The organism is Jiulongibacter sp. NS-SX5, assembly GCF_052828545.1.
The window spans coordinates 676,937-703,229 of sequence record NZ_CM128248.1 but is presented as its reverse complement, the minus strand read 5'-3'; the positions used below and the strand labels follow the sequence as shown (position 1 = coordinate 703,229).

The window sequence follows — 26,293 nt, the reverse complement described above, 5'->3', positions numbered from 1 at the left end:
AACACTTTATTAAATTGAGCTCTGTAATCGTTAAGATTGCGGAGCTTTTTTTTATTGAATAATGAATCAAATTTGGATTGAAATAAAGAGTCTTTTGACCAGGTTTTTGGATCTGGAGTCAGATCGTGCTTCCTATAACGAAATAATAGAGAACATTGAAAAAGGTGTGGAATTTAGAGGGACTAACCTCTGGATTCTCATGTTTGCCATTGTGGTGGCTTCTGTAGGTTTAAATATGAACTCTACTGCCGTCATTATCGGTGCCATGCTTATTTCACCACTCATGGGACCTATTATGGGTGTGGGGCTTGGTGTCGGTATTTATGACTTTCCTTTAATTAAGAAATCGTTTCGAAGTTTAATGTCTGCGGTTGTTATCTCAGTAATTGCTTCCGCTGCATATTTCGCACTAACACCTATTAGTGATGCTCAGTCAGAGCTACTTTCTCGTACCACACCCACTATCTGGGATGTATTCATCGCTTTTTTTGGTGGTTTAGCGGGTATTGTGGCGTCCACCAGAAAAGACAAAGGGAATGCCATTCCCGGTGTTGCCATTGCTACTGCGTTAATGCCGCCTTTATGTACAGCCGGCTACGGTATAGCCACATGGAATCTCAATTATTTCATCGGGGCCACTTATTTGTTTTTTATCAATAGCGTCTTTATTACGGTCTCTACTATCATAATTATCCGTTTCATGGGAATACCCAGCAAGAAATGGGTGGATGAACTGCAACAGAGGAAAATGCAGACTTATGTATGGATAGTAGCCATCATTACCATGGTTCCGAGTATATATCTGGGGTACGGAATCGTGAAAAGAAGCATTTTCAATAGAAATGCCAATGCGTTCATTGATAATGAGTTTGACTTTTCTGAGAGTCGGGTTTTGGAGAAAAATATCGACCCAAAAGAGAAATTAATTGAGGTCTTTTTGTTTGGATCTGAGGTATCGGATTTAGATCTGCAACGAATTGAAAAGGAGCTGAAGGATTACAATCTACAGGATGCAAGTTTAGTTGTAAGACAAAACAAACAAAACCTGAATATACCGGACGCTGAAAGTATGCGAGCTGGCATTATTGAAGATCTCTACAGGAAAAATGAGGAATTAATTGAAACCAAAGATCAAAAAATTAAGCTTCTAGAAGAGCAATTGGGTTCACTTTCGGCGTACGATAAAATACAGAATGATGTCTGTGCTGAATTAGAAGTACAGTACCCAGAGGTAACAGCAAGTGCTTTTAATCAAATGAAAATACATTTAAAAGAAGGCAAAATAGATACTGTTACGCTAGTTTACATTGATACTCAAAAAGCCATTAGAGGAAGCCGATTGGCTAAGATGGAGGATTGGCTGAAGGTTAGACTAAAAACCGACGATATAAGAATAGTTCAGGAATGAATAAATTAAAAGACATCTTAGGATTTAAACTGATAGAACTGAATAGCTTTAGTTTGGAAGTCTTTGATATCCTTGTACTTATCATCATTTTAGTATTTACCAGGCTCTTATTGATTTCTATCAATAGTATTCTTAGCCGACTGGTAAAAAACAAAAAATTAGAAGAGCGAAATAGAAAGAGTTTTTGGTTGCTCATCAAATACTTTGTCTGGGTTATTTCTTTAGTCTTATGTCTTGAGGCTATCGGTTTCCAAATCACCATTATCCTTGCAGGTTCTGCGGCATTATTAGTTGGTTTGGGTCTAGGCCTCCAACAGATCTTTGCTGATATCGTATCAGGGGTATTTTTGTTAGTAGAAGGCACGGTCAAGATTGGCGACATCATGGAAGTAGATGGCTTGATTGGTCGTGTAACAGAAATTAAGCTAAGGACCAGCGAAATTCTCACCAGAGATGGTATTGTCATCATTGTACCTAATCACAAATTCATTACAGAAAACGTGGTCAATTGGAGTCATAATGCGTTTTTAACGCGTTTTGACGTAAGTGTGGGTGTGGCTTATGGAAGTGATCCTGAGAAAGTAAAAAAGATATTAATGGACTGTGCAGAAGAGCACATGGATGTGAATACCACGGCAAATACACCTGTAGTTCGGTTGACAAACTTTGGCGATAGCTCCATGGATTTTAAACTTTTGTTTTGGTCAAGTAATGGTTTTGCTATTGAAAATACGAAGTCTGAGCTTCGCTTTATGATTGTGAAGAAATTTCATGAAGAAGGTATTCAGATCCCTTTCCCTCAAAGAGATCTTCATATTGTTTCAGACAGCACAAAAAAATAGGAGAAAACCCCAGGGCTCTCTCCTACTCCATCTAATTCATTTAAAACTACTGTCCGCCGTAAGCATAATAGTATTTCATTGCCTTAGGCATCATTTTCTCCATATCAGCGATTCTCTGATCATCTGCCGGGTGAGTGCTCAATAATTGTGGTGGTTTTTGTTTTCCCTCTCCTGCTTTTTGCATTCTCTGCCAGAAGGCCACACCTTCCTGAGGATTATAACCGGCCATCGCCATGAAAATTAAACCAAGTTTATCAGCCTCTGACTCTTGCTTTCGACTATTTGGCAGTACTCCACCGACTTGAGTTCCTATTCCAAGTACTTGGCCGGCTATCTGCATTATGTCCTCACTTTTTGTAGCTACTCCAGCAGCTATGGCACCTACCTGAGTGATTCCGTTTGCGGCCATGGCTCTACTCATACGTTCTCTTCCGTGCTCTGCAATAGCGTGAGCAATTTCATGACCCATAACTACGGCTACACCGGCGTCATCCTGGCAAATCGGTAAAATGCCAGTATAGAAACAAACCTTTCCTCCCGGCATACACCAAGCGTTCAGTTGGTCATTATCTACAGTATTGAATTGCCATTGATATCCATCTATAACCTCGCTGTAATTATTGCTGATAAGGTAATCTTCAACGGCTCTTTTAATTCTGGTTCCTACTCTGGCTACCATAGCAGCCTCTTTTCTGTTTGTGGGAACCACCCTTGAGGTATCCATAAAGCCGTCGTATTCAGCATAACTCAATTGAAGCATCTGATCTGCTGATACAAGTCCTACAAACTGTTTTCTATTGGTAATTGGTACTCTTTGACAGGCAAAAACAACGAGACCAATAGCCATTATTGCTAGAAAATATCTTTTCATTGTATGATTAAATGTTTTTTAAATTTTAAAATGTGATTTACTGAGGTTGTATCTCTGAATGGGTAAATTTGCATAAAAAGATACGCATAAAACGTCATTGAATGAAAATTATCGCCATTGGTAGAAATTACGCGGCTCATATTGAAGAACTAAAAAATGATGTTCCTACTGAGCCTGTCATCTTTACAAAGCCAGATACGGCTATTTTACGCAATAACGAGCCTTTTTATTACCCCTCAATATCAAATAATATCCATCATGAGCTGGAAGTGATATTGAAAATCAACAAAATGGGTAAAAACATTGAGGAAAAATTTGCACACAAATACTACGATGAGATCGGTTTGGGGATCGATTTTACAGCTCGTGATGTGCAGTCTAAACTCAAAGAAAAAGGTCTTCCATGGGATTTGGCGAAAGGTTTTAATGGCTCTGCTCCTATTTCTGAGTTCATCAGTAAAGAAGACTTTGACCTTCAAAACCTAAACTTTGAACTAAAAGTAAATGGTGAAACCCGTCAAAAAGGAAACACCAGCCATATGATTTACAAGTTTGACTATATCATCAGTTTTGTTTCTAAATACTTTACACTCAAAACCGGAGATATCATTTTTACTGGTACTCCAGCTGGTGTAGCAGAGGTAAAAATCGGGGATAAACTAGAAGCCACACTCGAAGGCAATATGATGTTAGATTTTGAGGTTAAATAACACGTGATATACCTACTTTCCTTTTTTCTTTATCTATTATCGGGCTCTTCAACTGAATTGAATAATTCTGAGATTAAACCTGATCCATATCCAACAGGCTATTTTATTTTTCCGATAGATCCGGGAAGGCAAGCGTCTTTATCAGGTTCTTTTGGAGATATTCGTATCAATCACTTTCATGCTGGTTTAGATATCCGCACTGGAGGTAGAGAAGGGAAAACCGTTTACGCGGCAGCTGGTGGGTATGTTTCCAGAATACGAGTAAGTCGTGGTGGATACGGAAACGCCCTTTACATCACTCATCCTAATGGTTATGTAACAGTATACGGTCACCTGAAAGAATATGCAGAGCCAATAAAGAAAAGGCTCCTCAGAGAACATTACAATAAAAAGTCTTGGGAACTGGACGTAATGTTTAACCCTGATGAACTTCCAGTAAAAAAAGGGGAAATGGTGGCCTTAAGTGGCAACACTGGTGGAAGCGGTGGGCCTCATTTGCACTTTGAAATAAGAGATGCAGAAGAGAATACGCTTGATCCTTCACTTTTTGGCTTTAGCGAAGTAAAAGATAACAGGGCTCCGGTAGTAGAGTACGTTAGTCTTAGATGTATGTCTCCTAATGCTAGGATAAACGGAGAATTTGGAAATTTTGATTTCCCTGTAATCATTGATGGTAACGGAAATTACAAGGTAAACGCCTCTGTAAGAGCTAAAGGAGATATTGGACTGGAATTGTATACTTATGATAAATCACATACAAGTCCGTTTAAACTGGGAATTAAGTCCATTGATGTGAAAATGGATGATTCATTAACCTATGCGTATAAACTAGATCGTCTTTCTTTCTTTAATAAAATAGACATGAACCTCCATACAAATTACAAACGTATGATTGAGGAAAATGACAAGCTTCACAAAGGCTACATAGAGAGAGGTAATACCATGAAATTCTATCAGTTTGATCAGAACATGGGGGTTTTAAGACTGGAAGAAGGTGGTGAGCATGAGATTGAGATATTTTTAAAAGATACATACGAGAATACTCGATATGTAAATATGACTTTAAGAGCAGATGAAAGCGGCTATATCCCAAATCGTTTAGGAAGGTATGAAAACCATAAGGCTGAACTCTTTGATAGTATCATTAAGATTACTGCCCAAAAAACAGGAAACCAGGTAGCGGCGGTATTTCAAGGAAGTCAGAAAGTCCTACAACCAGCCTATGAGACCGCATCTGAAGAAGTTTACTTGATAGATTTAAGAAACGATCTTTTTACGCAATACGCCTACCAGGGTGGAGTATATGATTTACCCGTAACGCATCATGTGAGTCCGGAGAAAAATATAATTAGCGAACAGAACTTTAGTATTGATTTTGAAGACAAACTGTACCATCCGCTGTTTGTCAATATAAAGGAGGATGGTCAAAAGTTCTATATGGATAAGGATGACAAACCATTGAGTGGTCGATTCTCAGCTTCATGGAAAACTAACAAAACAGCTATTGACCAGGAAAAAGACAAACTCTACATTACCAGTGGAAGAAAACCGGTTTTTGTAGGTGGAGAATGGGAAGGTCAAACTATTAAGTTTAAGCCTAAAGAGTTTGGAACTTATGAAGTCCTAAGAGACAAGGAGCCGCCTTCAATTAGAACTGTAAGTCTCTCCTCTTCTAAATTGGTTTTTAAGATAAGCGATAGCTTATCGGGTATTTCTTCTTTTGAATGCCGTGTAAATGGAGAATGGCTCATGATGGAGTATGAGTACAAGAACGGATTAATTTGGTCTGAGAGAGCTGATGATAAACCAATTTCGGGAGATATTGTTTTAACCGTAACAGACAGAGTTAACAATACCAAAACGTATAAAACCAAAATCTAACATGAGTTTACAAATCGGTGATAAAGCCCCTGCTTTTGAAGCATTAAACCAAAACGGAGAAACCATAAAATTAGAAGACCTTAAAGGTCAAAAAGTGGTTCTTTATTTTTATCCAAAAGACAACACTCCTACCTGTACCACTCAGGCGTGCAACATCAGAGACAATTATCAGCAATACACTTCTAAGGGCATCAAAGTATTAGGAGTAAGTACAGATTCTGCTAAAAAGCATCAGAACTTTATCAAAAAATATGACCTTCCATTTGATCTTTTAGTGGATGAAGACCACTCATTAAACGAAGCTTATGGAGTTTGGCAGGAGAAAAAGAACTTCGGTAAGGTTTACATGGGTACGGTAAGAACCACTTTTGTGATTGATGAGAATGGCCAGTTAGAAAATATCATCAGCAAGGTCAAAGCCAAAGAGCACACAGACCAGATTCTTGGTTAATGCTGCCTCCGTTGTGATCTGAATATGAGTCAATTTTGATGGGCGTAAATATTAATTGTCGAAAAGACACTTAATTATTTAAACTATTTCTTCCATAGTTTAAGATAATGGCTAATTTTACGGCGTTTTTCAATCAAAATTGACTTTAATGCAAATCAAAGAACTCGAAGACATCGCTTCACAGGTAAGAAGAGACATTGTGAGGATGGTGCACGGTTGTGCGTCTGGTCACCCAGGTGGGTCGCTAGGTTGTACAGATTTGTTGGTAGGATTGTATTTCCAACAAATGAAGATCAACAACAGAAAAGGTAAAGGTGGATTCTTATCCTTTAAGATGGATGGTGTTAATGAAGACTTATTCTTCTTATCAAATGGACACATCTCTCCTTTATTTTATTCTGTACTAACCAGAAGAGGATACTTTGATGCTGCAGAAATGGCTACTTTCAGAAAAATTGACAGCCGTCTGCAAGGTCACCCTACCACTCACGAAGGTCTTCCAGGAATCAGAATCGCTTCAGGTTCTTTAGGACAAGGTATGTCTGTAGCTATCGGTGCTGCATTAGCAAAAAAACTAAACGGCGATGATCGTCAGGTTTTTGTACTGATGGGTGATGGTGAGCAGCAGGAAGGTCAAATTTGGGAGGCAGCTCAATTTGCTCCTCATCATAAGGTAGATAACCTAATAGCCATTATTGATCTAAACGGTCAGCAGATTGATGGTTCTACTGAAAAAGTAATGGACAATAGAGATTTGAAAGCTAAGTACAAAGCTTTTGGATGGAGAGTTATGGAAATTGCCGATGGCAATGACATGGAGCAGATTGTGAAAGGATTGCGTAAAGCAAAGAGAATCAGCGGTAAAGGTCAACCAATTATGATCTTAATGAATACTGAAATGGGTGCTGGTGTAGACTTTATGATGGGAAGTCATAAATGGCACGGAATAGCTCCTAACGATGAGCAATTAGCTGCGGCACTTGCTCAATTACCTGAAACACTTGGCGATTATTAATCCTAAAATCTGACAAAATGAAGAAATACACTTATACAGAAAAGCAAGATACTCGCTCAGGTTTTGGTGATGGAATGACTGAGCTTGGTAGAACGAATCCAAAGGTGGTAACCCTATGTGCCGACTTAGTAGGTTCATTAAAAACTGCCACTTTTATCAAAGAAAATCCGGAGAGATTTTTCCAAACTGGTATTGCTGAAGCCAATATGATGGGTATAGCAGCCGGTTTAACTATAGGTGGATTTATCCCCTACCCGACTACTTTTGCCAATTTCGGTTCTGGTAGAGTTTATGATCAAATTCGTCAATCAATCGCGTATTCCGACAAGAATGTAAAGATTGCGGTTTCTCATGCTGGTTTGACACTTGGTGAAGATGGTGCTACTCACCAAATTCTGGAAGATATCGCCATGATGAGAGCTATGCCAAATATGACCGTGATTAATCCTTGTGATTATAACCAGACAAAAGCAGCTACTATTGCCTTAGCTGATCATGTAGGACCGGCTTATTTGAGATTTGGTCGACCTAAGGTGCCAATTTTTACAGATCCAAATCAAAAGTTTGAAATCGGAAAGGCATGGATGGTAAATGAAGGTAAAGATGTTTCGATTTTTGCAACAGGTCATCTAGTTTGGGAAGCCATACAGGCTGGTGAAATCCTAGCAGAGAAGGGTATAGATGCTGAGATCATCAATATTCATACGATCAAACCTTTAGATACAGCTGCCATCTTGAAGTCAGTAAAGAAAACCAAGTGTGTGGTTACTTGTGAAGAGCATCAGGCCAATGGTGGTCTTGGTGATGCAGTAGCTCAAACCTTGGCACAAAATCTACTTGCTCCACAGGAGTATGTAGCCGTGAACAACTCTTTTGGTGAGTCTGGTAAACCAGATCAACTAATGGCTAAATATGGTTTATCTGCAGATGCAATTGTAGAGAAGACTTTAAAAGTGATCGGAAGAAAGAGTTAATAGAAATTGTCTAATTTTGAAGCCAGTCTGTTTACAGGCTGGCTTTTTTTATGAATGAAGATCAAGAAATAATAGAATTGCTGAAAAACCAGGAGGATCATCCTGTAGCTTTCAGAAAAATAGTATCCACCTATAAAGAACGCTTGTACTTTCTTATCAGGAAAATCGTCATTGATCATGATGATACAGATGACGTGCTACAGGAGGCCTTTGTGAAAATCTGGAAAAATCTGGAGAAATTCAGAGGTGATTCCAATTTATATACCTGGCTATACAGAATTGCAACTAACGAAGCCTTGTCTTTTTTAAGAAGGAGAAAAAAATCGAGGAATATCTCATTTGATGAGAATCCAGAGTTATTGCAAATGCTTGAAAAAGGTGGTGGAAAGGCTCAGCACATTTCCGGAGATGATATTTCAGTTGCTCTGCAAAAGGCTGTTTTACAATTACCTGAAAAACAAAGAGTTGTATTCAATCTTAAATATTTTGAACACCTTACTTATGATGAGATTTCTGAAATCACAGAAACCAGCGTTGGTGGTTTAAAGGCCAATTATCATGCGGCAAGAAAAAAAATAGAAGAAATCATCAAATTGGATTAAACCATTGTGTCAGTTTGACATCTAAAGGGCGAAAATGAATAATAAGGATCAACATAGCGACAAGGCATACTTCGAAGAGCTTGAAAAGAGCATTCTCGCGAAAGTAGAGGGTAATCAGAACCACCTACCCCTTGATATTGCTCATCCTTTTCAAGCACCTGAAGGATATTTTGATTCACTTGAAGATCAAGTGTTTGAGAAAACGCTAAACCAGCGTGAAGCTTCTGTTTTCAAGACGGTGTGGAAATCTAATCAGAGATGGATTAGAGCTGCGGCGGCAATTATTTTGGTTGGAGTTACCTCGTTGTTCTTCCTTCTAAATGGAGAAGAGGCTGAAGCATCAGAGTTGGCATTGACTGATTTTGAGACAGAGACACTGGTAGCCTATCTTGAAAATGAGCAACTTGATGTAGAGGATTTTGAATTGGTTGTAGATGATGCTTTTGAACTAGAGAGTGATTTGGAGACTCAGGCTGAAGAATTGACCGAAGAAGAACTATTAGAATTTATTGATTTACAATATAGTAACGACATCTAAAATGAAACTGAAAAGCTTATTCCTAATGGCATTTATGCTGATGAATACAGTGGCTATGTCCCAAAGGCCAGCAGCAAAACAGCAAATGGAACGCTTAAAAGCTATGAAAGTAGCTATGATAACTCAAAAGCTCGACTTATCGGCGGATCAGGCTAAAGGATTTTGGCCTGTTTATGATGAATTTGACGCTGAAAAAAGAAAGCTTAATCATGATCTGAGAGAGAAATTAAGAGAAACCAGAGGTGAAAGGACAGATCAGACAGAAATCAAAAGACAAGACGAGATTTTCAAGTTGAGGGAGCAGGAATTGGCCTTGACCAAAAGTTATCGTCCGCGATTTTTAGAAGTTATTTCTGCTAAGCAATATTCAGATCTTCTTCTTGCAGAAAAAGAGTTTAATCAGATGCTGCTCAAGGAGTTAAGGCATAGAAGAAATACAAGAGAATAAAAAAAGAGCTTCCAGATAGGAAGTTCTTTTTTGTATGTCAAAAACCAAAACTTTAGAAGGCTGCAGGTACTAATACTCCTGTAGCCTCAAAGGTTAACTCTTCCTTAGGCTCAGTGATTTGGTCAATTTCAGCCTGGCTTTTACCGGCATCCTTGGCGTAATGCTTCTGATCTTCTACAGAAGTTACATTCACAGATGGAGTTCCTTTAAATATTACAGAACTTCCAGACAGGTCCTTTGGTACAAAAAAGCCATAGTCCTTAAAAGTAACACGCATGGTATTACCATCAGCTAGTTTGATTTTCATCCAACAGCCTTTGACTTGGCAAACCGACTCAACTTCCCCTTTCACCTCTATCTCCTTAGCTTCAGTTTCTACAGTTAATGCTGCTGCATCTGTCACTTTGTTTGGCTTGAAAGAATCTCCGAAAACAGAGTATTGAGCATTTGCAGAAATACTTCCTCCAAGTGCCAAAAGTGCGATTAAAGCTATTTTTTTCATTTTTATTGTTGATTTGATGTTATGGAAAAACCTCTATCCAGCCCTTACAATTTTTACCTTCCGGAATCTGGATTTCGTAATAATAAGTACCTATTGCAACATCTGTGCCCCAATCATTCTTATAATCATCAGTTTCGAAAATAGTTTTACCCCAACGATTAAAGATTTTAAGACCCACATTGCTCAGGCCTATTACAAAGGTATCATTCTTTCCGTCATTATTAGGTGAAATAGCGTTTGGAATGATTCCGTCATCCTCCGGAATTGAAACAACTCTCAGAAAGTGTAATTCGCAGCCTATTTGGTTGGTGGCCTTAAGGTCTACCTCATACTCACCGTGAGTAGAATATGAATAGTTCACGGGGACCTCTGCCTTTAAACTATCTCCATTGCCCATATACCAGGTGAAATCTGAGCCGGCTGGCGAATTATTGACGAACTCCAGTTCAAAAGGTTTACCACAGTCATATTTAATCTGGTAGTCAAACTCTGGCTGAAATGATTGATCTATCAAAATTTGAATTTCCTTTTTAGGCTTACATCCATCATTATAAAATGCTTGCACGCTGTAGGATGAAGTTTGAGTTGGGATGACTGAAACTGAATCACCCAATAAGATTTGCCCATCAATCGTCCATTCAAAATAATCAGCCAATCCGGTGGCTCTTAGAGTGATCTCATCACCAGAACAAGCTTCTAGTGAATTACTCACGATAAAATCCTCTTTACTATCTTCTACTAGATAAGTTATTTCTTTTTCTATACTACATTCTGAATTGCTTATTTCTACAGTAAAGACAGTGCTTTCATTGATCAATATCGTTGGATTGGCGTCATTGGCATTTTCAAACATCGAAGATGGGCTCCAGGAATAAGCATCACCACCAGCGGCAAAGAGAACCACCTCTGAACCAGCACAGACAGAGGAGTCAGCACTAACCTGAGTTTCAAAAGGAATGACAGTAATAGAACGATTAAAAGAGTCTGACCTTGAACAAGTTACCAGATTAAAGGTCTCAAGAAGGATATCAAAAGTACCTGCTATTTCAAATTGAAAATCAGGCTCGGCTAAACGAGAAAATACTTCACCATCTATTGACCATTGATAAGTAATACCTCCTTTGCTGAGATTGTCAAATTTGACGGTAGACCCTTGACAAATCTGATTAGGATTAACCTCACTCCTGTCCAGAATATCAAAGTTTGCTTCCAGCACATCAATATCAAATTTGAAGGCGGCCATATTACAGTTGCTACTGTTATGTGTTGGGAAAATGGCGTTCTCTGTAGGGAAACCAACAAAACCAGTTCCTGTTGACCTGCAGACGCAGGCAGAGTGGTAGATGATACCGTTCTTGTCAAACCTGCAAGTACCACCATCCAGATGATCACCTCGTTCTACTTCATCACCAGGAGGCGGTTCTGACCCAAAATATGTGGCATATAACAGGGATCTAGCTTCAGCTTCCAGAATTGCAAAATAATAATTGCTTCCAGTGGTTTCGTCTCTGAACGCATCTGAAGTTATTGGTAGACCCAACGTGGTGCTGGTAGGGTTATATTCATTATTGACATTGATAATACCACCCCAGCCGGCTATATAAATATTACGACAGTCATTCACAAGGAAGGCCGTAGGCACCAAATCTATCGTGCCGACACCGTTACCTGTACCTATAACCGTAGAGAAATTTGTTTGTGTTAATTCTGAGTTTAAAGAATGTATAAACTGACCACTGCCGGGATTTTGATATACAGGGCCATTCACCGGATAGGCACCTTGGCTTAGGCCAAAAACATAAACATTGTCTTCAGCATCAAGGTCAATAAGGTAGCCTAAATCTTCACTTTCTGTACCTAAATAGGTTAGTTTGGCTAGTCTTTGGTTTGAGAATTTGGCGATAAAAGCATCTGCCTCTCCAGTTAGATTGGGTTTGAAAACGTTCGGACTGGACGGTAAATCGTCACTCAAAGTGGAACCCACCACATACACATCACCAGCGTCATTGACACGAATACCATAAGCGGCGTCATACGTTCTTCCGCCTATGTAGGAGGACCATTTGAGCTGAGAAACATTCTCATTCATCTGAAAAACAATACCGTCATATTGCGAAGCGAGTCTGGAATTGCTATTTCTGATTGGAAAATCATCAGAAGTGGTGGTGGACGCTACATAGATATCATCATTTTTATCCACGTAAACTTCACCTCTGAATTCGTCACCATAATTCTGGATCAGAAACGCTCGGTTATCATGTATACCGTCGTTCTCACCGCCACCAATGAGAGTACTTCCTTTTATGCGGTCACCATTTTCACTTAGAACACTAACGAACATGTCTGTTCCGTTCACAAAACCTATGTTGGTCGTAATGGGACCTCCATTTAGAGGTATACCACCCCTGAAGTTTTTCTGAAAGGCAGACGAGCTAACCGGAAAATCAGGTGAGGCAGTGGTTCCATAGATGACCAGCTCATCCTTGGAGTTACAAATCAAACTATGTGGCACTTCTGAGTGTGTGCCACCCAAAAAAGTAGAATACAATAATTCCTGACCATCAGCACTGTATTTATTGATAACTATATCGGTAGTTAGAACAAAACCTGGGTCATTGGTGGCACCTCCCAAATTGGGCTGAGCTACTCCGTTGGTAATTGGATAGTTAGGCCCAAAAACTGACCCTCCTGCATATAAGTTACCTTTTGAATCAAAAGTAGCAGTATGAGACCAATTATCAGAAATAGAACCACTGTAGGTAGAAAAGACCACTTCTGGGTCAATAATCAGGTCCTGGTGATGATCATAATTCTCAATGTCAAAAGTGAGCACATTGTCTCTAAGCGAATATTTTGATGCCACCGAGGTTCTTAAACCATTAATCTGTTGAAAGGTATAAGGCTCAAACTCATTGATTTGATTGATTTCAGTTTTTAGTGCAATGCGGCCGTTCTCTAATTGGAGATTGGATTGCCCTTCGTATTGCATGGCTATATCCTTCGGATCTCCACCCTCATGCACCACATATTCATATTTTAGTGCATCTCCAATACTGTACAGTCGCAGGTCAATAGACTTGTAAATCTCTCTAAGCCATATTTCATCATATGCCTTTGAATCAGAAACCCAATTAGATGTATCGTTACCATAGAAATAATTATAAACCTCAGGTCTTGGGTTTTCAGCTTTTAAGAGTGGCTGATTCGCATTTTTAAATGATACCTCAACTGTCTGAGTCTTAATCTCTTGAATTGCTTTCTTGGCTCCTGGTTTATTTTTTGGTGCAGCATGTAGACTAGCTAAAGCCTCGGAATCATAGAAGAAATACTTCAAACCTTTTTTAGTGATATATAAATAACCACCTGGCACATCAGTCTTAAAAAGTACTTCAGAAGGCCATTGACCCTTATTTTCTATGAAAATATATTTAGAATCAGGACGATGAGCAAAAGCAGTTAAGAAGAAGCAAAGTAGAACAACCAGAATTGGCAGTACCTTACTTATAGTGGGTAATGTCCAGTATTTGGTCACAAAACTGATACTCTCTCTTATCATTTGATGAAATAATTACCAATTTAGATTTTTTGACCTTAGAAACCTGATCAATATACCATTGAATGCCTTTTTCGTCAAGATTGGTTGTAGGCTCATCTAAAAAAAGTACTTCGGACTCCGTAAAAAAGCTTAGACCAAGCTTCAGACGCTGTTTCATACCCGAAGAAAACTCTTTTAATCGCTTTGTTTTTTCTTGTGTAAGGTAAACCAGCTCAAAAAATGAGGATTTGCTTATTCCCGAGAGAAGAGGCTTGAAGTTGATATGAAAGTCAAGAATTTCTTCTAAAGTATATTCTTCAATAAGTTCCAGATAAGGTGCAGCATAGGCCATCTGTTTGTACGCTTCATCAGCCCTGATTTCTGAACCATTTAAGTCGTAGCTTATTTTGCCCTCATTGGCAGGCATCATCCCAGAGAGAACTCTTAGGATAGTTGACTTACCACTTCCATTATGACCAGTAATTGCGTAAGCGTGTTCTTTTTTAAAGGTATAATTGAGGCCTATGAATATCCATTCATTTCTGAATTTTTTGCCGATATTTTGAAGCTCTATGGTCAATTATTGTTTGGGTTCAGATTTATTGAGTCCGTTTTTAATGATACCTCTTTCAGACTTTTTGAGGAAGAATAATACCTCGTCTCTTTCCGGAGTGGCGGTCAAATCAAGCTCAATAGCATTTTGAGCATCACTGAAATTATATCCTTTCAGATAAAGGTATCGATAGATATTCTGAATTTCAGTAATTTTTTCGTTATCGAACCCTCTTCTTCGCAAACCGATTGAATTTACACCAGAATACGAAAGTGGCTCTCTAGCTGCTTTAATAAATGGAGGAACATCTTTTCTAACCAAAGAACCACCGGCTATCATAGCATGTACCCCTATTTTTACAAATTGATGCACCGCAGATGTGCCTCCTATAAACACATGATCACCAATGTCAATATGGCCAGCTAGCTGAACAGAATTCGCAAGAATTACGTGATCACCTATAATACAATCATGAGCGATGTGCACATATGCCATAATCAGGCAGTTCTTACCTACAACAGTTTTGTACTTATCGGTAGTGCCCCTATTGATGGTCACACATTCTCTGATGGTGGTGTTATCACCTATCTCAACAGTAGTGTATTCGCCATCAAATTTTAAGTCCTGAGGTTCTGCGGCGATAACGGCTCCGGGAAAAATCTTACAATTTTTTCCGATTCGAGCACCTTCCATGATGGTCACATTCGGACCAATCCATGTTCCTTCGCCAATAATTACGTCTTTTGAGATGGTGGAAAAAGGCTCGATTACAACATTCTGAGCCACTTTTGCTTCTGGATGAATATATGCCAGAGGTTGATTCATACGTAAGTTCTGAGTTTATTTTCTAACTAGTCTTGCTGTCATATCGACACTGCAGACCATTTTATCCCCTACCCAAGCTTCTCCATGCATTTTAGCTACGCCCAGACGGATAGGTGCCAGGAGCGTACATTTCATAACTAACGTATCACCGGGTAAAACATTTTTGAAAAATCTACATTTATCAATTCCCACCAAATATGGCCAGTATGCTTCAGGCTCGCCGGTAGAAGTTAAAACCAGTACACCACCTGTTTGGGCAATGGCCTCTACCTGTAACACACCGGGCATCACCGGATTATCAGGGAAATGACCTGTAAACTGAGGTTCATTCATGGTGATATTCTTGATACCAACTACGGATGTACCATCTAATGAGACCACCTTATCCACCAATTGGAAGGGATATCGGTGAGGTAAAAGCTGTGCAATTCCGTTGACATCAAAAACTGGTTCTGCATTAGGATCAAAAGTAGGTGCTGCCTTATCGCTTGCTGCTATTGCTTTCTTTATGGCTTTGGCCAAATCTACATTCGCCGCATGACCAGGTCTTGCCGCCAAAATATGTGCCTTTAACGGTCTCCCAACAAGTACCAAATCACCAATTAAATCCAATAGTTTATGTCTTGCAGGTTCATTCTTGAACTTTAAAGGCTCTTTATTAACTATACCAGATTCACCGATTTCTATTTTATCCTTACCTAAAAGTGTAGCAAGTTCTTGTAATTTTTCATCGCTGACGGCTTCTTCTGCAATAACTACGGCATTACTTAAATCTCCACCTTTAATCAGTCCCGCTTGATGAAGAGCCTCAAGTTCATGTACAAATACAAAAGTTCTACAAGGAGCAATATACTCTTTATAGTCCTTTAGATTGTGTAATTGAGCATGCTGTGAACTAATGACTTTTGATTTATAATCAACCATTACTGTAAGACGGTAGTCGTCCAAAGGCAAAGCCGCCAATTCAACACTATGGTCTTCATTATTGATTTGTATAGCCTCTGTAACATTGAAGTAATTTCTCAATGCATTTTGCTCCTCAATACCCGCTTTTTCAAGAAGGTTAATGAATTCAATGGCACTTCCATCTAGAATCGGAATTTCAGGTCCATCAATTTTGATCAACAGGTTGTCGATCTGCAAAGCACCAACAGCAGATAAGATATGTTCGGTAGTTTGCACCTTTGCTCCATCTTTTTCAAGAACGGTACCTCTAGACGTATCTACCACGTAATCTACAAGTGCAGGAACTTTTGGCTCGCTCTCAAGATCGATTCTTTGAAATACGATGCCATGATTTATTGGGGCCGGAGCTACTGTTAGGTTTACTTGCTCCCCAGAATGCAGACCAACACCACTAATGGAGGCTTCTTTACTAATTGAAGACTGTTTCGAATTCATTATTCTGCTGTTTTAGCTTCTATATCTCTTATAATTTCAGGTAGTTTCCGTAGGTATACCTGTGATTTTAAATGTCGTTTTAAACTATCGTGTGGAGTGCCCGCTATACTTGTTCCTTTCTCTTTGATAGAACTGTTTACGCCTGTTTGTGCACCTATTTTAGTACCGTCAGCTATTTCAATATGCCCTACAAAACCAACCTGGCCACCTACAACACAGCCAGCTCCTATTTTCGTTGAGCCAGCCACGCCAGTTTGTGCGGCTATAACTGTATTTTTACCAATAGTTACATTGTGGGCAATTTGAACCAGATTATCAATCTTCACACCATCCGAAATTACGGTGCTACCCATCGTGGCTCTGTCGATTGTACTATTGGCTCCTATGCTCACATTATTTCCAACAGTTACATTTCCAAGTTGAGGAATGGTGTCATATGTACCATCTGCTTGCGGAGCAAAACCAAAACCATCACATCCGATAACGGCTCCTGCATGAATGACACAATTATCTCCGATAACAGTGTCCTTCAGTATTTTGACTCCTGAATGGATTACACAGTTGTCACCGATCTGCACATTCTCTTCTATTCTAACCTGAGAGTGAATCTGACAACCTTTACCCACTTTTACTCCAGAAGATATTGAGGTAAAAGCACCGATATAAATATCCTGTGCCGCTTTGAAGTCTTTTGCGATGTACACGGGTTCTTCAATTCCGCTTTTACGAGCTTTAATGAGTTTTTCATACTCACCCAGCAGTAAAGTGAAAGAAGCATATGGGTCTTTGACCTTAATGAGAGATGACTTTATGCTTTTTTGCGGTGCAAAAGAATCGGCGACAATAACAGCTGAGGAATCCGTTTCGTAAATAAAGTTCTCGTATTTCGGGTTTGCCAAAAAAGAAATACCTCCCTCCTTACCTTCTTCTATTTTGTAGAATTGATTAATCTCTAAAGTGTCGTCTCCTTCTACTTTCCCGTTAATTAAATCCGCGATTTGACGAATGGTGAACTTCATACCAGTTGCTTCCGGCTTTTATAGATTTCGTCCTGCAAATATACGTCATTCGTCCAACATAGGTAGTGTTTTTCTACGATCTTACCTAAGGCCTTGATAGTGGGTAAGTCAGAGGCATCGGAGACTTCTTTTATCTCTCCAGACTTCATATAAATACCTATTGAGCTGTTTTCAGGTATGTAGCCGGAATTGCTCACTTTTCCGGTTTGGTAGTAATACTTCAGGTTATTAGGACTTATACCTTGCTGAAGCAATTTCGACTTTAAACTGTCAATAAGTTCAGGCTCCACCTTACCATCAAAGAGTGCCACTTTATACAATCTTCTATTCACAAACGAGTTAGCCAACATTTGTAAAATGTGATCCTCAGAATTTTGCCAGGTTTTCATGGCAAACCAAATATCGGTATCATCTAAACTCAGGAAATAATCGAGGTATTTGGAGTTTGTAGTAAATAAGTCTTTGCCCACTGGTTTCTCCAAAAATGGTCTCAGATTGTCAGAACAAAAGCATTCTATTCCTTTCCTGATTAGGAATTTTGCCCTCTCCAGAGCCTTGGTTAACACTACTTCAGCACTCACAGAAGTTTTGTGGAGATAAACCTGCCAATACATCATTCTCCTGGCATTGAGGAAATTCTCGACGCTCAACAGACCTTTTTGCTCAACGAGCAATCTATTCTCAATAACCGTAAACATTTTGATGATACGCTCTACTCCAATGCTCCCCTCTGCCACCCCGGTAAAGAAGCTATCCCTATTGATATAGTCCATGCGGTCCATATCTAATTGGCTAGAGATTAATTGATGAAAAAACGGTCTATCATATGAGTTTCTAAACATCTGAATAGCCATTTGAAGGCTACCGTTATGCTCTTTATTCAATCGCTCCATGATCATCTCAGTGATGGATTCATGGGCCACTCCATCCAAAATACTATACTCAAGAACATGAGAGAAAGGTCCGTGACCAATGTCATGAAGAAGAATGGCAATCTGAGCAGCTTCCCGCTCAATATCCATAATCATAATCCCTTTTGACTCTAGTGCATTTAAAGTTTGAGACATGAGGTGCATAGCTCCTACCGCATGCTGAAATCGTGAATGCAAGGCTCCTGGATATACAAAATCGGCTAGTCCAAGTTGCTTGATCCTTCTTAGTCTTTGAAAATATTTGTGCTCTACGAGATCAAAAATGAGGTCGTTAGGGATTTTGACAAAACCGTAAACGGGGTCGTTAAAAATCTTCCGCTTGTTCTTCATTGCCGCAAAAATAGTTAAACCCTTTGGAAGTACGATTTAAACACATTTTAAAGAAATATAAACCAATGTATGTATCTACACGTTTCTAGTGCATGGAGAAAACATATTTAGTCATCGGAGCTTCAGGAGGCGTCGGGAGTAGCGTTGCTGAAGAGTTATTGTCACAAGGTCATAAAGTCATTGGAACATACAATTCAAACAGCATAGAGCCAAAGGGTAAGCTGGAGGCACACCATCTGGATGTAATGAATATCGAGAGTCTTGATTTCATACCAGAGCAATTAGATGGACTGGTTTATTGTCCTGGTTCTATTCAATTGAAACCTTTCAATCGTTTCAAAACTGAGGACTTTCTTCAGGATTATCAGTTACAGGTTGTTGGGTTCACAGAGGTATTAAAAAATTCAATAAACGCTCTCAAAGCTTCAAATAATGGTTCGATTGTAACCTATTCAACAGTAGCAGTGCAATCAGGTTTTCCGTTTCATGCACAGGTTTCAGCCAGCAAGGGAGCGATTGAGGGTCTGACAAGAGCCTTATCGGCTGAGCTCGCTCCTTCGGTACGAATAAACAGTATAGCCCCGTCCATCACAAACACGCCATTGGCTGGCAAGCTTCTAAATTCAGAACAAAAAATGGAAGCAAATGCAGAGAGACATCCTTTAAAAAGAGTAGGTACACCTAAGGATATAGCCAAACTAACGTCTTACCTACTTTCGGAAGATTCATCCTGGATGACGGGTCAGGTAATTCAATTGGATGGTGGAATTTCAACCATTAAAAACTAAGTGTAAAATCATCGCTGATTTATTTGAAGAATAATTTAACACATGAAAATCAATATTTTTTGGTTCAGAAGAGATCTGAGACTATTTGATAATAAAGGCTTAAATGCTGCATTGGAGGCAGGAAAGCCTGTTCTATGTTTGTTTATTTTTGATGATTCCATTCTTAAAGAATTACCTGAGGATGATGCCAGAGTGACGTTCATTCATCAGCAACTGGCAAAAGTTAACGATCAACTAAAAAAGCATGGCTCTTCGCTTCTGGTTAAGAAGGGTACTCCATCAGACGTATGGGCAGAACTAATGGAAGAACACGAATTGGAGGCCATATATACCAATAAAGATTATGAACCATACGCCAGAAGGCGTGACGGTAAAATCCGTGATCTGGCCGAAGACAAAGGTGTTGAATTCAAACGATTCAAAGACCAGGTAATTTTTGAAGAGAAAGAGGTTTTAAAGGATGATGGAAATCCATATACCGTCTATACCCCTTATAAAAACAAATGGCTCAGTATTTACACGAAAAAGGATTCAGAAGTATCTGACATACCCAAGAAGCCTTCATTCTTTGAAAAAGAATTCGAGTTTCCATCATTAGAAGATATTGGATTTAAAAAGTCAGAGATTGAAGTCAAAGACTATGATTTAAGTGATTTAGAAAAGTATGGGGCAGTAAGAAACTTCCCTGCTAAGGATGCTACGTCTTATTTAAGTCCTCACCTACGTTTTGGTACAGTAAGTATTCGCAATATCATCTCAGGTCTTTTTAAAAGTGAACAGAAGTTCATGAATGAACTGATTTGGAGAGAATTTTTTATGCAGATACTTTATCATTTCCCTATAGTTGTAGACCATAATTTCAGGTCAAAATATGACGGAATTCAATGGAGAAATAATGAAGAGGAGTTTGAAAAATGGAAGAAAGGGAAAACCGGATATGGAATGGTAGATGCCGGAATGAGAGAATTGAATGCCACAGGTTATATGCATAATCGTGTAAGAATGGTGGTAGCCAGTTTTCTATGTAAGCATTTACTTATTGACTGGAAATGGGGAGAAGCCTACTTCGCTCAAAAGCTACTTGATTATGAACTTTCGTCGAATAACGGAAACTGGCAATGGGCAGCGGGTACAGGATGCGATGCAGCACCCTATTTCAGAGTTTTTAACCCTATGACGCAGATTGAAAAGTTTGATAAAAAACATGAATACATCAAAAAATGGGTGCCTGAGTTCGGTACAGATAAATACATAGATCCAATGGTAGATCATAAGGAAGCTCGTCAAAGAGCATTAGACACTTATAAAGAGGGGATTGACTCATAAGGCCCATATTTATTCAAAAAAAATACATTCAAACGCTTGACAAATCGAATCTGACAAAATACTTTTGCATCCACATTCGAATAGAGGGATGGCAGAGTGGTCGAATGCGGTGGTCTTGAAAACCATTGACTGTCAAAGGTCCGGGGGTTCGAATCCCTCTCCCTCTGCAAACAAAAAGCTCCGAGAAATCGGAGCTTTTTTCGTTTCCAGCCTTCATGTCCTGTTGTTTTTAAAGAATCATTGAACAAAATTTACAATCGTATTTTGTCTTCGTCGAATGCTCAAATGGAATATTAGGATTAAGAATTTCACTAATGAAATGATCCAGAGCGTTTTCCACTCCTGACTCAAGCTCAAGGGCAGAATAATCCTCCTGATGACGGTATGTTTTTAGATCTCTAAAAGAAATCATACCAGCATAAACCTGCTGGCTTTTATTAAGGGTGTACTTGTTTAATTTCCCACTTTTCTGAAGCTCTTTTAAAGTCAGGTACTTATAGATCAGTAACTGACGGAATTTATCTTTATCTGCTTCCCTGAAAGACTCCTCTATACTTTGTTGACCTTTTGTCTTTAGCTGTGCCGGCTCTACCTTACCCGTTTTAAAATCTATCAAGTGGAGCTGACCATCATGCATTTCTACACTGTCGATATTTCCATTCAACTTGACTTTAAGACCTTGTAATTCAAAAACATGAAAGAGACCAAGTTCTGAGGCGATAATCATCTTATCCTGCCCTTTGAACACTTGATGCTCGTAGTATTGATGAAGCAACTTTTTCGCCATTTCCCGGTAGATATAGTTTACTCCCCTATCTGCCTGATAACCAGAAAAATTCTTTTTAAAAACTTCATCTAATACTTTTGGAATTGCCGATAATACACGCGGCTTTAATTGTTCATCAATCAGATTTTTCTCAAGAATGATTTCTTTGGCAATTTTCTCAATGCTGTAATGAATCCAATTTCCGAAAACATTGGAGCCGAAGACTTCTTCTACCTCTTCCTGTTCGCCAACTCGAAGGATTTTCGAGAAATAAAAGTCCAGTGGGCAGTTGTAATACTGATTTAATGCAGAAGCAGAAATCCCTTTGGTTTCCAGATACTTTTTAATTTTTTCAATCAATTCGGGCGTCTTTTCAACCACGATTTCATCCTGATTGTCAGACGAATTGACAAAGTCTAGATCATGTTCTGTGATTTTGAGACCTTTGTTGACCGGTGCAAGATTGTTCAATAATTGTAAGACAAATCGACTCTTCTCCTTGGCTCCTCCTACCCCCGTTGTTCCTGAAGAAGCATAAATAATATCCACCTTTTTTGCTCTCATCATAAGTCTGAAAAAGTGGTACGCCATAATACTATCCTGATCAGAGAAAACGGGAATACCATACTCTAAACAAGCCTCAAAAGGAATCATGGAGTTGTTTTTTTGAGACGATGGAACCACTCCTTCATTGAAAGAGTAAAGCACAACATGCTCAAAATCCAGACAACGAGTTTCCAACAAACTCATGATTTGGAGGTTTGCCACGGGCTCGCCGGTGAACGGGACTCTTTGTTGTTTGATCAGCTCTTTCATTAAAGCCATCAGTCCGTCCAGCGTTAAGTCTGAATGTTCTTTCAGTTCATCAGAGAGCCTATTCAGGATAGAAAAATACAAGACGAAAAACTCTTTCTCCATACCGTCGAGTTCGGGTGCTATTGTGCTTTGGAGTAGTTCTAAAATGGCTCGCTGATTTTGAACGAGTTCAAGTGGTTTACCATCAGTATGCGTAAAAAGCAGTTGAAATAATTCGTCATTATTGACCTTTGAAAGGAGTTCCTCCTGCGAAATGTAAACCAGATTCTTGGTCTTTATGGTTTGAGCAAGAGTCTGATATGGCTTCTCAATGGGATATTTGTAGAGCTCGTAAAGCTGAATTAACGGATTGTTGAGAATCCTTAGAAGATACCGATGATTATACTTGGCAGAACTTTGATCTGTAAAATTCCCCTCGGTTTGCAGAGCAAAATGATTATTCATCAATACCGCAATTTTAGACTGGCCCATACCAAGACCCATTGTGATATTATAATCCTCTACATCAGAGCCTAAAGAGAATAGAAGCGGTTGAATTAAGTTTTCATCAGGAACTACAAACACAGTTGAGCCACCCTCAAACTGATCTGCTCCTATTTTTGATTGTAAAGTCTCAAAAGGGCTGTTGTATACATTGATAACTTTATCATCAGTGGCTAGTAAGTTTTCCGGCTTATTCCATGAACCAAAAATTCCACTATTTCTGTATCTCCTTAATACATCTCCCGCTTGATGTTTGCTATCCATAAACCAAGCATCGGTATCCCAAAAGCAAGTACCCTTTTGAGACTTCACTAATTTGGTAATGATTTTTTCCTCCGATAAACTGAGTGCATTTAGACCTACAAAATAGTAATGCAGATAAGGCAAATCCTCAGAGAGAACTTGATCAAAACCTTCTGCTACGTTCCTGTATGCCATTCCTTTATAGGACTTACCACTGCTTTGGAGTTGTTGTTTAAGCTCAAAGTAGACTTTACCTATGGTCTCAAAAAAAGAAAAATAGGCTTTTGACCCTGAACTAAAGCTAAATTCAGCATCTGCCGAGACGTCCCAACGACTTAGAGCCTCAGCTTCACTCATATAAGAATACAAGCCCTTGACATCAGGTACGAGGTATTGATCGATCAGATCAAAATCCTTTAAGATGGTACTTCCCCAGGTGATAAATTCTTCAAAACTAACTTCAGGGTCGTGTTTTTTATAAAGATGAAAAAGGTCAAAGATCAATGAAACCTGATCAGAGATCTGTAACTCAGAGAGTTCTGTCACAAAATCATCAATAGCAAAAACATGAGGTGAGACAAAAGGCTTTTCAGAAAGCTCAGAAAGCTCTTTCTTAAAGAAAAAAGTTGATCTCCTACTCGGCAGAATTACGCACACATCTCTTAAATCCTGAAGTGAATGGTTTTTAAATATTTCTATAGCTGACTTTTGTAGAAATCTCATGTATAATGGGTGTGCTGCTGTAAGTATTCTAACAATATTAAGTGCTTTTATCTATGGCTTCCTATTTTTGCAGCCAAATATTGACTTATGCCTTACAGTACGGAGAAGAAACTAGGAATTTTAGGTGGTGGTCAGTTGGGTAGAATGCTGATTCAGTCAGCTATAGACTTTGATATTCATATCAAAGCCATCGATCCGGACCCTTCGGCACCTTGTAAATACATTGCTCATGAGTTTGTAGTGGGCAACTTCCGTGATTATCAAACAGTCATGGACTTTGCCGAGGATTGTGATATCATCACTATTGAGATAGAAAACGTGAATTTGGAGGCCCTTGAAGATCTGGAGAAGCAAGGCAAAAAAGTATTCCCTCAGCCTTCTATACTTCGCAAAATCAAGAATAAGCGTGTTCAAAAGGCATTTTACCAAGAACACAAGCTACCTACTTCTGATTTCGTTTTGACGGATACGAAAGAAGCAGTAAAGGAATGTGGCTTAGAGCTACCTTTTGTCAATAAATTAGGTGAAGGTGGCTACGATGGTAAAGGAGTCCAAATAATAAGAATTGAATCTGACTTTGATAAAGCCTTTGTAGAACCCTCTCTGGTTGAGAAGCTAATTGATTTTGAAAAGGAATTAGCCGTGGTAGTGGCACGTTCTGAGTCTGGCGAAATGAAGACTTTTCCTGTGGTGGAGATGGTTTTTCACCCGGAAGCCAATCTGGTAGAATACCTTTTTGCTCCGGCTAAAATCAGCCAGGAAATAGAAGAGAAAGCCTCAAAGTTGGCAATTGAAACGGCATCAGCCTTTGGCATTGTTGGTTTATTGGCAGTGGAAATGTTTCTCACAAAAGAAGGCGAAATATTGATTAATGAGGTGGCACCAAGACCTCATAATAGTGGTCACCATACATTAAGAGCCAATTTTGTTTCACAATTTGAACAACATTTGAGAGCTATTCTAGGTTTACCTTTAGGAAACACAGAGGCTGTAGCACCATCTGCCATGGTCAATTTATTAGGTGAAGATGGACATACAGGTCCTGCTCAATATGAAGGAATGGATGAGGTGCTGGAAGTATCTGGAGTTCACCCGTTTTTGTATGGAAAAGCAATGACAAAACCTTTTCGTAAAATGGGCCATGTGAGTATCGTCGACAGCGATTTTGATAAGTTAGAAGAAAAGGTGAATTTTGTTAAAAATACGCTCAAGGTAGTGAGCAAAACACAATAAGAATGATCAGTATCATTATGGGATCAAGCTCTGATCTCAAAGTAATGCAGGGTGCTATCGATATCATTGCTGAGTTCGGAATCAGCCATGAAGTGGATATCGTTTCAGCACATAGAACACCTATTAAAATGATAGATTTTGCCCAAACTGCCAGAGAACGTGGCGTGAAGGTGATCATCGCAGGAGCAGGTGGTGCAGCTCATTTGCCAGGAATGGTGGCTTCTTGTACCTCATTACCTGTTATTGGGGTTCCTGTAAAATCAAGTAACTCCATCGACGGTTGGGATTCTGTATTATCTATTCTACAGATGCCAAATGGTGTACCAGTGGCTACTGTGGCATTAAACGCCAGTCAGAATGCAGGTTTGCTGGCATTACAGATTTTGGGTTCAGCTGATGAATCAGTAGCCAAGCAACTAGACGAGTACAAAGAAAAATTAAAAGATAAAGTGGCTAAAATGAGCCAGGAAGTACGTGCTTAATTGAATAACTATGGAATTTGAAAAAAGAAATCCTAAACCGGAAGAAGCCTCTAAGAACCTGCCAATGGCAGTCCTGATAAGCTTGGTGGGGATTGTATGTTTACTATTATATGTGGGTTGGCAAATGATTTCTGATGAAGCATCTACTGTAGCCGAGCTTGAACACCCGGCTGCTGAAGTCATCAGAGAAGAACCAGTTTCAGAGGACATAGCTGAGGCTACCTCTGAAGAAGTAGAAGAGTCTCCTGAAGTAGCCAAACCTGCTGCAGGAAAACCAGTATTTGGCGATGCCAAAGTGGCAACGCATACAGTTTCATCTGGTGAAACAATGTTTAGCATTGCTAGCAGATATAATATTGAATTAAGTACTCTACAATCTTATAATGATGGAGTTACTGCCAAGTCATTAAGTGTTGGTAAAAAATTACAGGTTCCTGTGATGGCAATTCATACGGTAGGCCCTGGAGACATATTAAGAGTGGTAGGAGGTAAATATGGAATTACCGTTGACGCTTTAATGAAAGCAAACGGTAAAACTAAGAACTACGCTGAGCGTGGTGAGAAGCTTCTTATTCCATTTAAGGAAAAGAAATAAA

The 26,293-nt window shown here is 39.2% G+C and carries 24 protein-coding genes and 1 tRNA gene; 16 read left to right on the top strand and 9 right to left on the bottom strand.

Annotated elements, in window-relative coordinates; all coding sequences use genetic code 11:
* Positions 1 to 61: 61 nt before the first annotated feature.
* Both ACUXV0_RS03030 and ACUXV0_RS03025 read left to right on the top strand, forming a co-directional pair.
* Positions 62 to 1,408 carry a TIGR00341 family protein gene (locus tag ACUXV0_RS03030; protein ID WP_446191588.1) on the top strand — a complete coding sequence of 449 codons (1,347 nt, stop codon included), beginning with the start codon at positions 62 to 64 and terminating at the stop codon, positions 1,406 to 1,408.
* Positions 1,405 to 2,250: a mechanosensitive ion channel family protein gene (locus ACUXV0_RS03025; RefSeq protein ID WP_446191587.1), complete on the top strand. Its 846-nt coding sequence runs from the start codon at positions 1,405 to 1,407 to the stop codon at positions 2,248 to 2,250. The genes ACUXV0_RS03030 and ACUXV0_RS03025 overlap by 4 nt, the downstream gene beginning before the upstream one ends.
* 46 nt (positions 2,251 to 2,296) lie before the next feature.
* Here the strand turns inward: ACUXV0_RS03025 and ACUXV0_RS03020 are convergent, their stop codons facing one another.
* Positions 2,297 to 3,121 carry a M48 family metallopeptidase gene (locus ACUXV0_RS03020; RefSeq protein ID WP_446191586.1) on the bottom strand — a complete coding sequence of 275 codons (825 nt, stop codon included), beginning with the start codon at positions 3,119 to 3,121 and terminating at the stop codon, positions 2,297 to 2,299.
* Positions 3,122 to 3,222: 101 nt separating this feature from the next.
* Between ACUXV0_RS03020 and ACUXV0_RS03015 the strand changes: the two genes are divergently transcribed.
* From ACUXV0_RS03015 to ACUXV0_RS02980, 8 genes are all read left to right on the top strand, one after another.
* Positions 3,223 to 3,831, top strand: a complete 609-nt coding sequence (locus ACUXV0_RS03015) for a fumarylacetoacetate hydrolase family protein (RefSeq protein WP_446191585.1) — start codon at positions 3,223 to 3,225, stop codon at positions 3,829 to 3,831.
* A 3-nt stretch (positions 3,832 to 3,834) separates the two neighbouring features.
* Positions 3,835 to 5,712: a M23 family metallopeptidase gene (locus ACUXV0_RS03010; protein WP_446191584.1), complete on the top strand. Its 1,878-nt coding sequence runs from the start codon at positions 3,835 to 3,837 to the stop codon at positions 5,710 to 5,712.
* Position 5,713: 1 nt separating this feature from the next.
* Complete coding sequence (gene bcp, locus ACUXV0_RS03005; RefSeq protein ID WP_446191583.1) at positions 5,714 to 6,163, top strand: thioredoxin-dependent thiol peroxidase; 450 nt, start codon at positions 5,714 to 5,716, stop codon at positions 6,161 to 6,163.
* A 148-nt stretch (positions 6,164 to 6,311) separates the two neighbouring features.
* Positions 6,312 to 7,178, top strand: a complete 867-nt coding sequence (locus ACUXV0_RS03000) for a transketolase (RefSeq protein ID WP_446191582.1) — start codon at positions 6,312 to 6,314, stop codon at positions 7,176 to 7,178.
* A 17-nt stretch (positions 7,179 to 7,195) separates the two neighbouring features.
* Positions 7,196 to 8,152, top strand: coding sequence for a transketolase family protein (locus ACUXV0_RS02995; protein WP_446191581.1), 957 nt, complete (start codon positions 7,196 to 7,198; stop codon positions 8,150 to 8,152).
* Positions 8,153 to 8,202: 50 nt separating this feature from the next.
* On the top strand, positions 8,203 to 8,754 hold the full coding sequence (locus ACUXV0_RS02990; RefSeq protein WP_446191580.1) for an RNA polymerase sigma factor: 552 nt from the start codon (positions 8,203 to 8,205) through the stop codon (positions 8,752 to 8,754).
* Between the two features lie 34 nt (positions 8,755 to 8,788).
* Entirely contained in the window at positions 8,789 to 9,292 is a 504-nt protein-coding gene (locus ACUXV0_RS02985; protein ID WP_446191579.1) for a hypothetical protein, read from the top strand.
* 1 nt (position 9,293) lies between these two features.
* Positions 9,294 to 9,740 carry a Spy/CpxP family protein refolding chaperone gene (locus ACUXV0_RS02980; RefSeq protein WP_446191578.1) on the top strand — a complete coding sequence of 149 codons (447 nt, stop codon included), beginning with the start codon at positions 9,294 to 9,296 and terminating at the stop codon, positions 9,738 to 9,740.
* A 52-nt stretch (positions 9,741 to 9,792) separates the two neighbouring features.
* Here ACUXV0_RS02980 and ACUXV0_RS02975 read toward each other — a convergent pair whose 3' ends face one another.
* Genes ACUXV0_RS02975 through ACUXV0_RS02945 form a run of 7 tightly spaced genes read right to left on the bottom strand, consistent with a single transcriptional unit; the run spans position 9,793 to position 18,837 of the window.
* Entirely contained in the window at positions 9,793 to 10,242 is a 450-nt protein-coding gene (locus ACUXV0_RS02975; protein WP_446191577.1) for a DUF4920 domain-containing protein, read from the bottom strand.
* A gap of 19 nt (positions 10,243 to 10,261) precedes the next feature.
* Entirely contained in the window at positions 10,262 to 13,798 is a 3,537-nt protein-coding gene (locus ACUXV0_RS02970; RefSeq protein ID WP_446191576.1) for a DUF7948 domain-containing protein, read from the bottom strand.
* Complete coding sequence (locus tag ACUXV0_RS02965; protein WP_446191575.1) at positions 13,740 to 14,357, bottom strand: ABC transporter ATP-binding protein; 618 nt, start codon at positions 14,355 to 14,357, stop codon at positions 13,740 to 13,742. Before ACUXV0_RS02965 ends, ACUXV0_RS02970 begins: the two co-directional genes overlap by 59 nt.
* The gene (gene lpxA, locus ACUXV0_RS02960; protein WP_446191574.1) at positions 14,358 to 15,155 is read right to left on the bottom strand and encodes an acyl-ACP--UDP-N-acetylglucosamine O-acyltransferase; all 798 of its coding nucleotides are present in this window, start codon (positions 15,153 to 15,155) and stop codon (positions 14,358 to 14,360) included.
* 15 nt (positions 15,156 to 15,170) lie between these two features.
* A complete protein-coding gene (locus tag ACUXV0_RS02955) occupies positions 15,171 to 16,556 on the bottom strand; it encodes a bifunctional UDP-3-O-[3-hydroxymyristoyl] N-acetylglucosamine deacetylase/3-hydroxyacyl-ACP dehydratase (RefSeq protein ID WP_446191573.1) in 1,386 nt (461 codons plus the stop codon).
* Positions 16,556 to 17,575 (bottom strand): UDP-3-O-(3-hydroxymyristoyl)glucosamine N-acyltransferase, encoded by a 1,020-nt coding sequence (lpxD, locus tag ACUXV0_RS02950; protein ID WP_446191572.1) that lies wholly within the window; start codon positions 17,573 to 17,575, stop codon positions 16,556 to 16,558. Before lpxD ends, ACUXV0_RS02955 begins: the two co-directional genes overlap by 1 nt.
* The gene (locus ACUXV0_RS02945; RefSeq protein ID WP_446191571.1) at positions 17,572 to 18,837 is read right to left on the bottom strand and encodes an HD domain-containing protein; all 1,266 of its coding nucleotides are present in this window, start codon (positions 18,835 to 18,837) and stop codon (positions 17,572 to 17,574) included. Before ACUXV0_RS02945 ends, lpxD begins: the two co-directional genes overlap by 4 nt.
* Before the next feature lie 92 nt (positions 18,838 to 18,929).
* Between ACUXV0_RS02945 and ACUXV0_RS02940 the strand changes: the two genes are divergently transcribed.
* The 3 genes from ACUXV0_RS02940 (at position 18,930) to ACUXV0_RS02930 (ending at position 21,118) form a co-directional block, all read left to right on the top strand.
* Entirely contained in the window at positions 18,930 to 19,625 is a 696-nt protein-coding gene (locus tag ACUXV0_RS02940) for an SDR family NAD(P)-dependent oxidoreductase (RefSeq protein WP_446191570.1), read from the top strand.
* A 42-nt stretch (positions 19,626 to 19,667) separates the two neighbouring features.
* Positions 19,668 to 20,951 (top strand): cryptochrome/photolyase family protein, encoded by a 1,284-nt coding sequence (locus tag ACUXV0_RS02935; protein ID WP_446191569.1) that lies wholly within the window; start codon positions 19,668 to 19,670, stop codon positions 20,949 to 20,951.
* An 82-nt stretch (positions 20,952 to 21,033) separates the two neighbouring features.
* A tRNA-Ser gene (locus ACUXV0_RS02930) sits at positions 21,034 to 21,118 on the top strand.
* A 62-nt stretch (positions 21,119 to 21,180) separates the two neighbouring features.
* Here ACUXV0_RS02930 and ACUXV0_RS02925 read toward each other — a convergent pair.
* Positions 21,181 to 23,982 (bottom strand): PD-(D/E)XK nuclease family protein, encoded by a 2,802-nt coding sequence (locus ACUXV0_RS02925; protein WP_446191568.1) that lies wholly within the window; start codon positions 23,980 to 23,982, stop codon positions 21,181 to 21,183.
* 87 nt (positions 23,983 to 24,069) lie between these two features.
* Here ACUXV0_RS02925 and purK point away from each other — a divergent pair, with 87 nt between their 5' ends.
* From purK to ACUXV0_RS02910, 3 genes are read left to right on the top strand one after another with little or no spacing between them, the layout of a single operon-like run.
* The gene (gene purK / locus ACUXV0_RS02920; RefSeq protein ID WP_446191567.1) at positions 24,070 to 25,215 is read left to right on the top strand and encodes a 5-(carboxyamino)imidazole ribonucleotide synthase; all 1,146 of its coding nucleotides are present in this window, start codon (positions 24,070 to 24,072) and stop codon (positions 25,213 to 25,215) included.
* 2 nt (positions 25,216 to 25,217) lie between these two features.
* Positions 25,218 to 25,697, top strand: a complete 480-nt coding sequence (gene purE, locus ACUXV0_RS02915; RefSeq protein ID WP_446191566.1) for a 5-(carboxyamino)imidazole ribonucleotide mutase — start codon at positions 25,218 to 25,220, stop codon at positions 25,695 to 25,697.
* 10 nt (positions 25,698 to 25,707) lie between these two features.
* Positions 25,708 to 26,292, top strand: coding sequence for a LysM peptidoglycan-binding domain-containing protein (locus ACUXV0_RS02910; protein WP_446191565.1), 585 nt, complete (start codon positions 25,708 to 25,710; stop codon positions 26,290 to 26,292).
* Position 26,293: the final 1 nt, after the last annotated feature.

Bases quoted from the DNA above. Each gene is read 5' to 3' on its own strand.
- ACUXV0_RS03030 (WP_446191588.1), top strand. From the start codon at position 62: ATGAATCAAATTTGGATTGAAATAAAGAGTCTTTTGACCAGGTTTTTG.
- ACUXV0_RS03025 (WP_446191587.1), top strand. From the start codon at position 1,405: ATGAATAAATTAAAAGACATCTTAGGATTTAAACTGATAGAACTGAAT.
- ACUXV0_RS03020 (WP_446191586.1), bottom strand. From the start codon at position 3,121: ATGAAAAGATATTTTCTAGCAATAATGGCTATTGGTCTCGTTGTTTTT.
- ACUXV0_RS03015 (WP_446191585.1), top strand. From the start codon at position 3,223: ATGAAAATTATCGCCATTGGTAGAAATTACGCGGCTCATATTGAAGAA.
- bcp (WP_446191583.1), top strand. From the start codon at position 5,714: ATGAGTTTACAAATCGGTGATAAAGCCCCTGCTTTTGAAGCATTAAAC.
- ACUXV0_RS03000 (WP_446191582.1), top strand. From the start codon at position 6,312: ATGCAAATCAAAGAACTCGAAGACATCGCTTCACAGGTAAGAAGAGAC.
- ACUXV0_RS02995 (WP_446191581.1), top strand. From the start codon at position 7,196: ATGAAGAAATACACTTATACAGAAAAGCAAGATACTCGCTCAGGTTTT.
- ACUXV0_RS02990 (WP_446191580.1), top strand. From the start codon at position 8,203: ATGAATGAAGATCAAGAAATAATAGAATTGCTGAAAAACCAGGAGGAT.
- ACUXV0_RS02985 (WP_446191579.1), top strand. From the start codon at position 8,789: ATGAATAATAAGGATCAACATAGCGACAAGGCATACTTCGAAGAGCTT.
- ACUXV0_RS02980 (WP_446191578.1), top strand. From the start codon at position 9,294: ATGAAACTGAAAAGCTTATTCCTAATGGCATTTATGCTGATGAATACA.
- ACUXV0_RS02975 (WP_446191577.1), bottom strand. From the start codon at position 10,242: ATGAAAAAAATAGCTTTAATCGCACTTTTGGCACTTGGAGGAAGTATT.
- ACUXV0_RS02970 (WP_446191576.1), bottom strand. From the start codon at position 13,798: ATGATAAGAGAGAGTATCAGTTTTGTGACCAAATACTGGACATTACCC.
- lpxA (WP_446191574.1), bottom strand. From the start codon at position 15,155: ATGAATCAACCTCTGGCATATATTCATCCAGAAGCAAAAGTGGCTCAG.
- ACUXV0_RS02955 (WP_446191573.1), bottom strand. From the start codon at position 16,556: ATGAATTCGAAACAGTCTTCAATTAGTAAAGAAGCCTCCATTAGTGGT.
- lpxD (WP_446191572.1), bottom strand. From the start codon at position 17,575: ATGAAGTTCACCATTCGTCAAATCGCGGATTTAATTAACGGGAAAGTA.
- ACUXV0_RS02945 (WP_446191571.1), bottom strand. From the start codon at position 18,837: ATGAAGAACAAGCGGAAGATTTTTAACGACCCCGTTTACGGTTTTGTC.
- ACUXV0_RS02940 (WP_446191570.1), top strand. From the start codon at position 18,930: ATGGAGAAAACATATTTAGTCATCGGAGCTTCAGGAGGCGTCGGGAGT.
- ACUXV0_RS02935 (WP_446191569.1), top strand. From the start codon at position 19,668: ATGAAAATCAATATTTTTTGGTTCAGAAGAGATCTGAGACTATTTGAT.
- ACUXV0_RS02925 (WP_446191568.1), bottom strand. From the start codon at position 23,982: ATGAGATTTCTACAAAAGTCAGCTATAGAAATATTTAAAAACCATTCA.
- purK (WP_446191567.1), top strand. From the start codon at position 24,070: ATGCCTTACAGTACGGAGAAGAAACTAGGAATTTTAGGTGGTGGTCAG.
- purE (WP_446191566.1), top strand. From the start codon at position 25,218: ATGATCAGTATCATTATGGGATCAAGCTCTGATCTCAAAGTAATGCAG.
- ACUXV0_RS02910 (WP_446191565.1), top strand. From the start codon at position 25,708: ATGGAATTTGAAAAAAGAAATCCTAAACCGGAAGAAGCCTCTAAGAAC.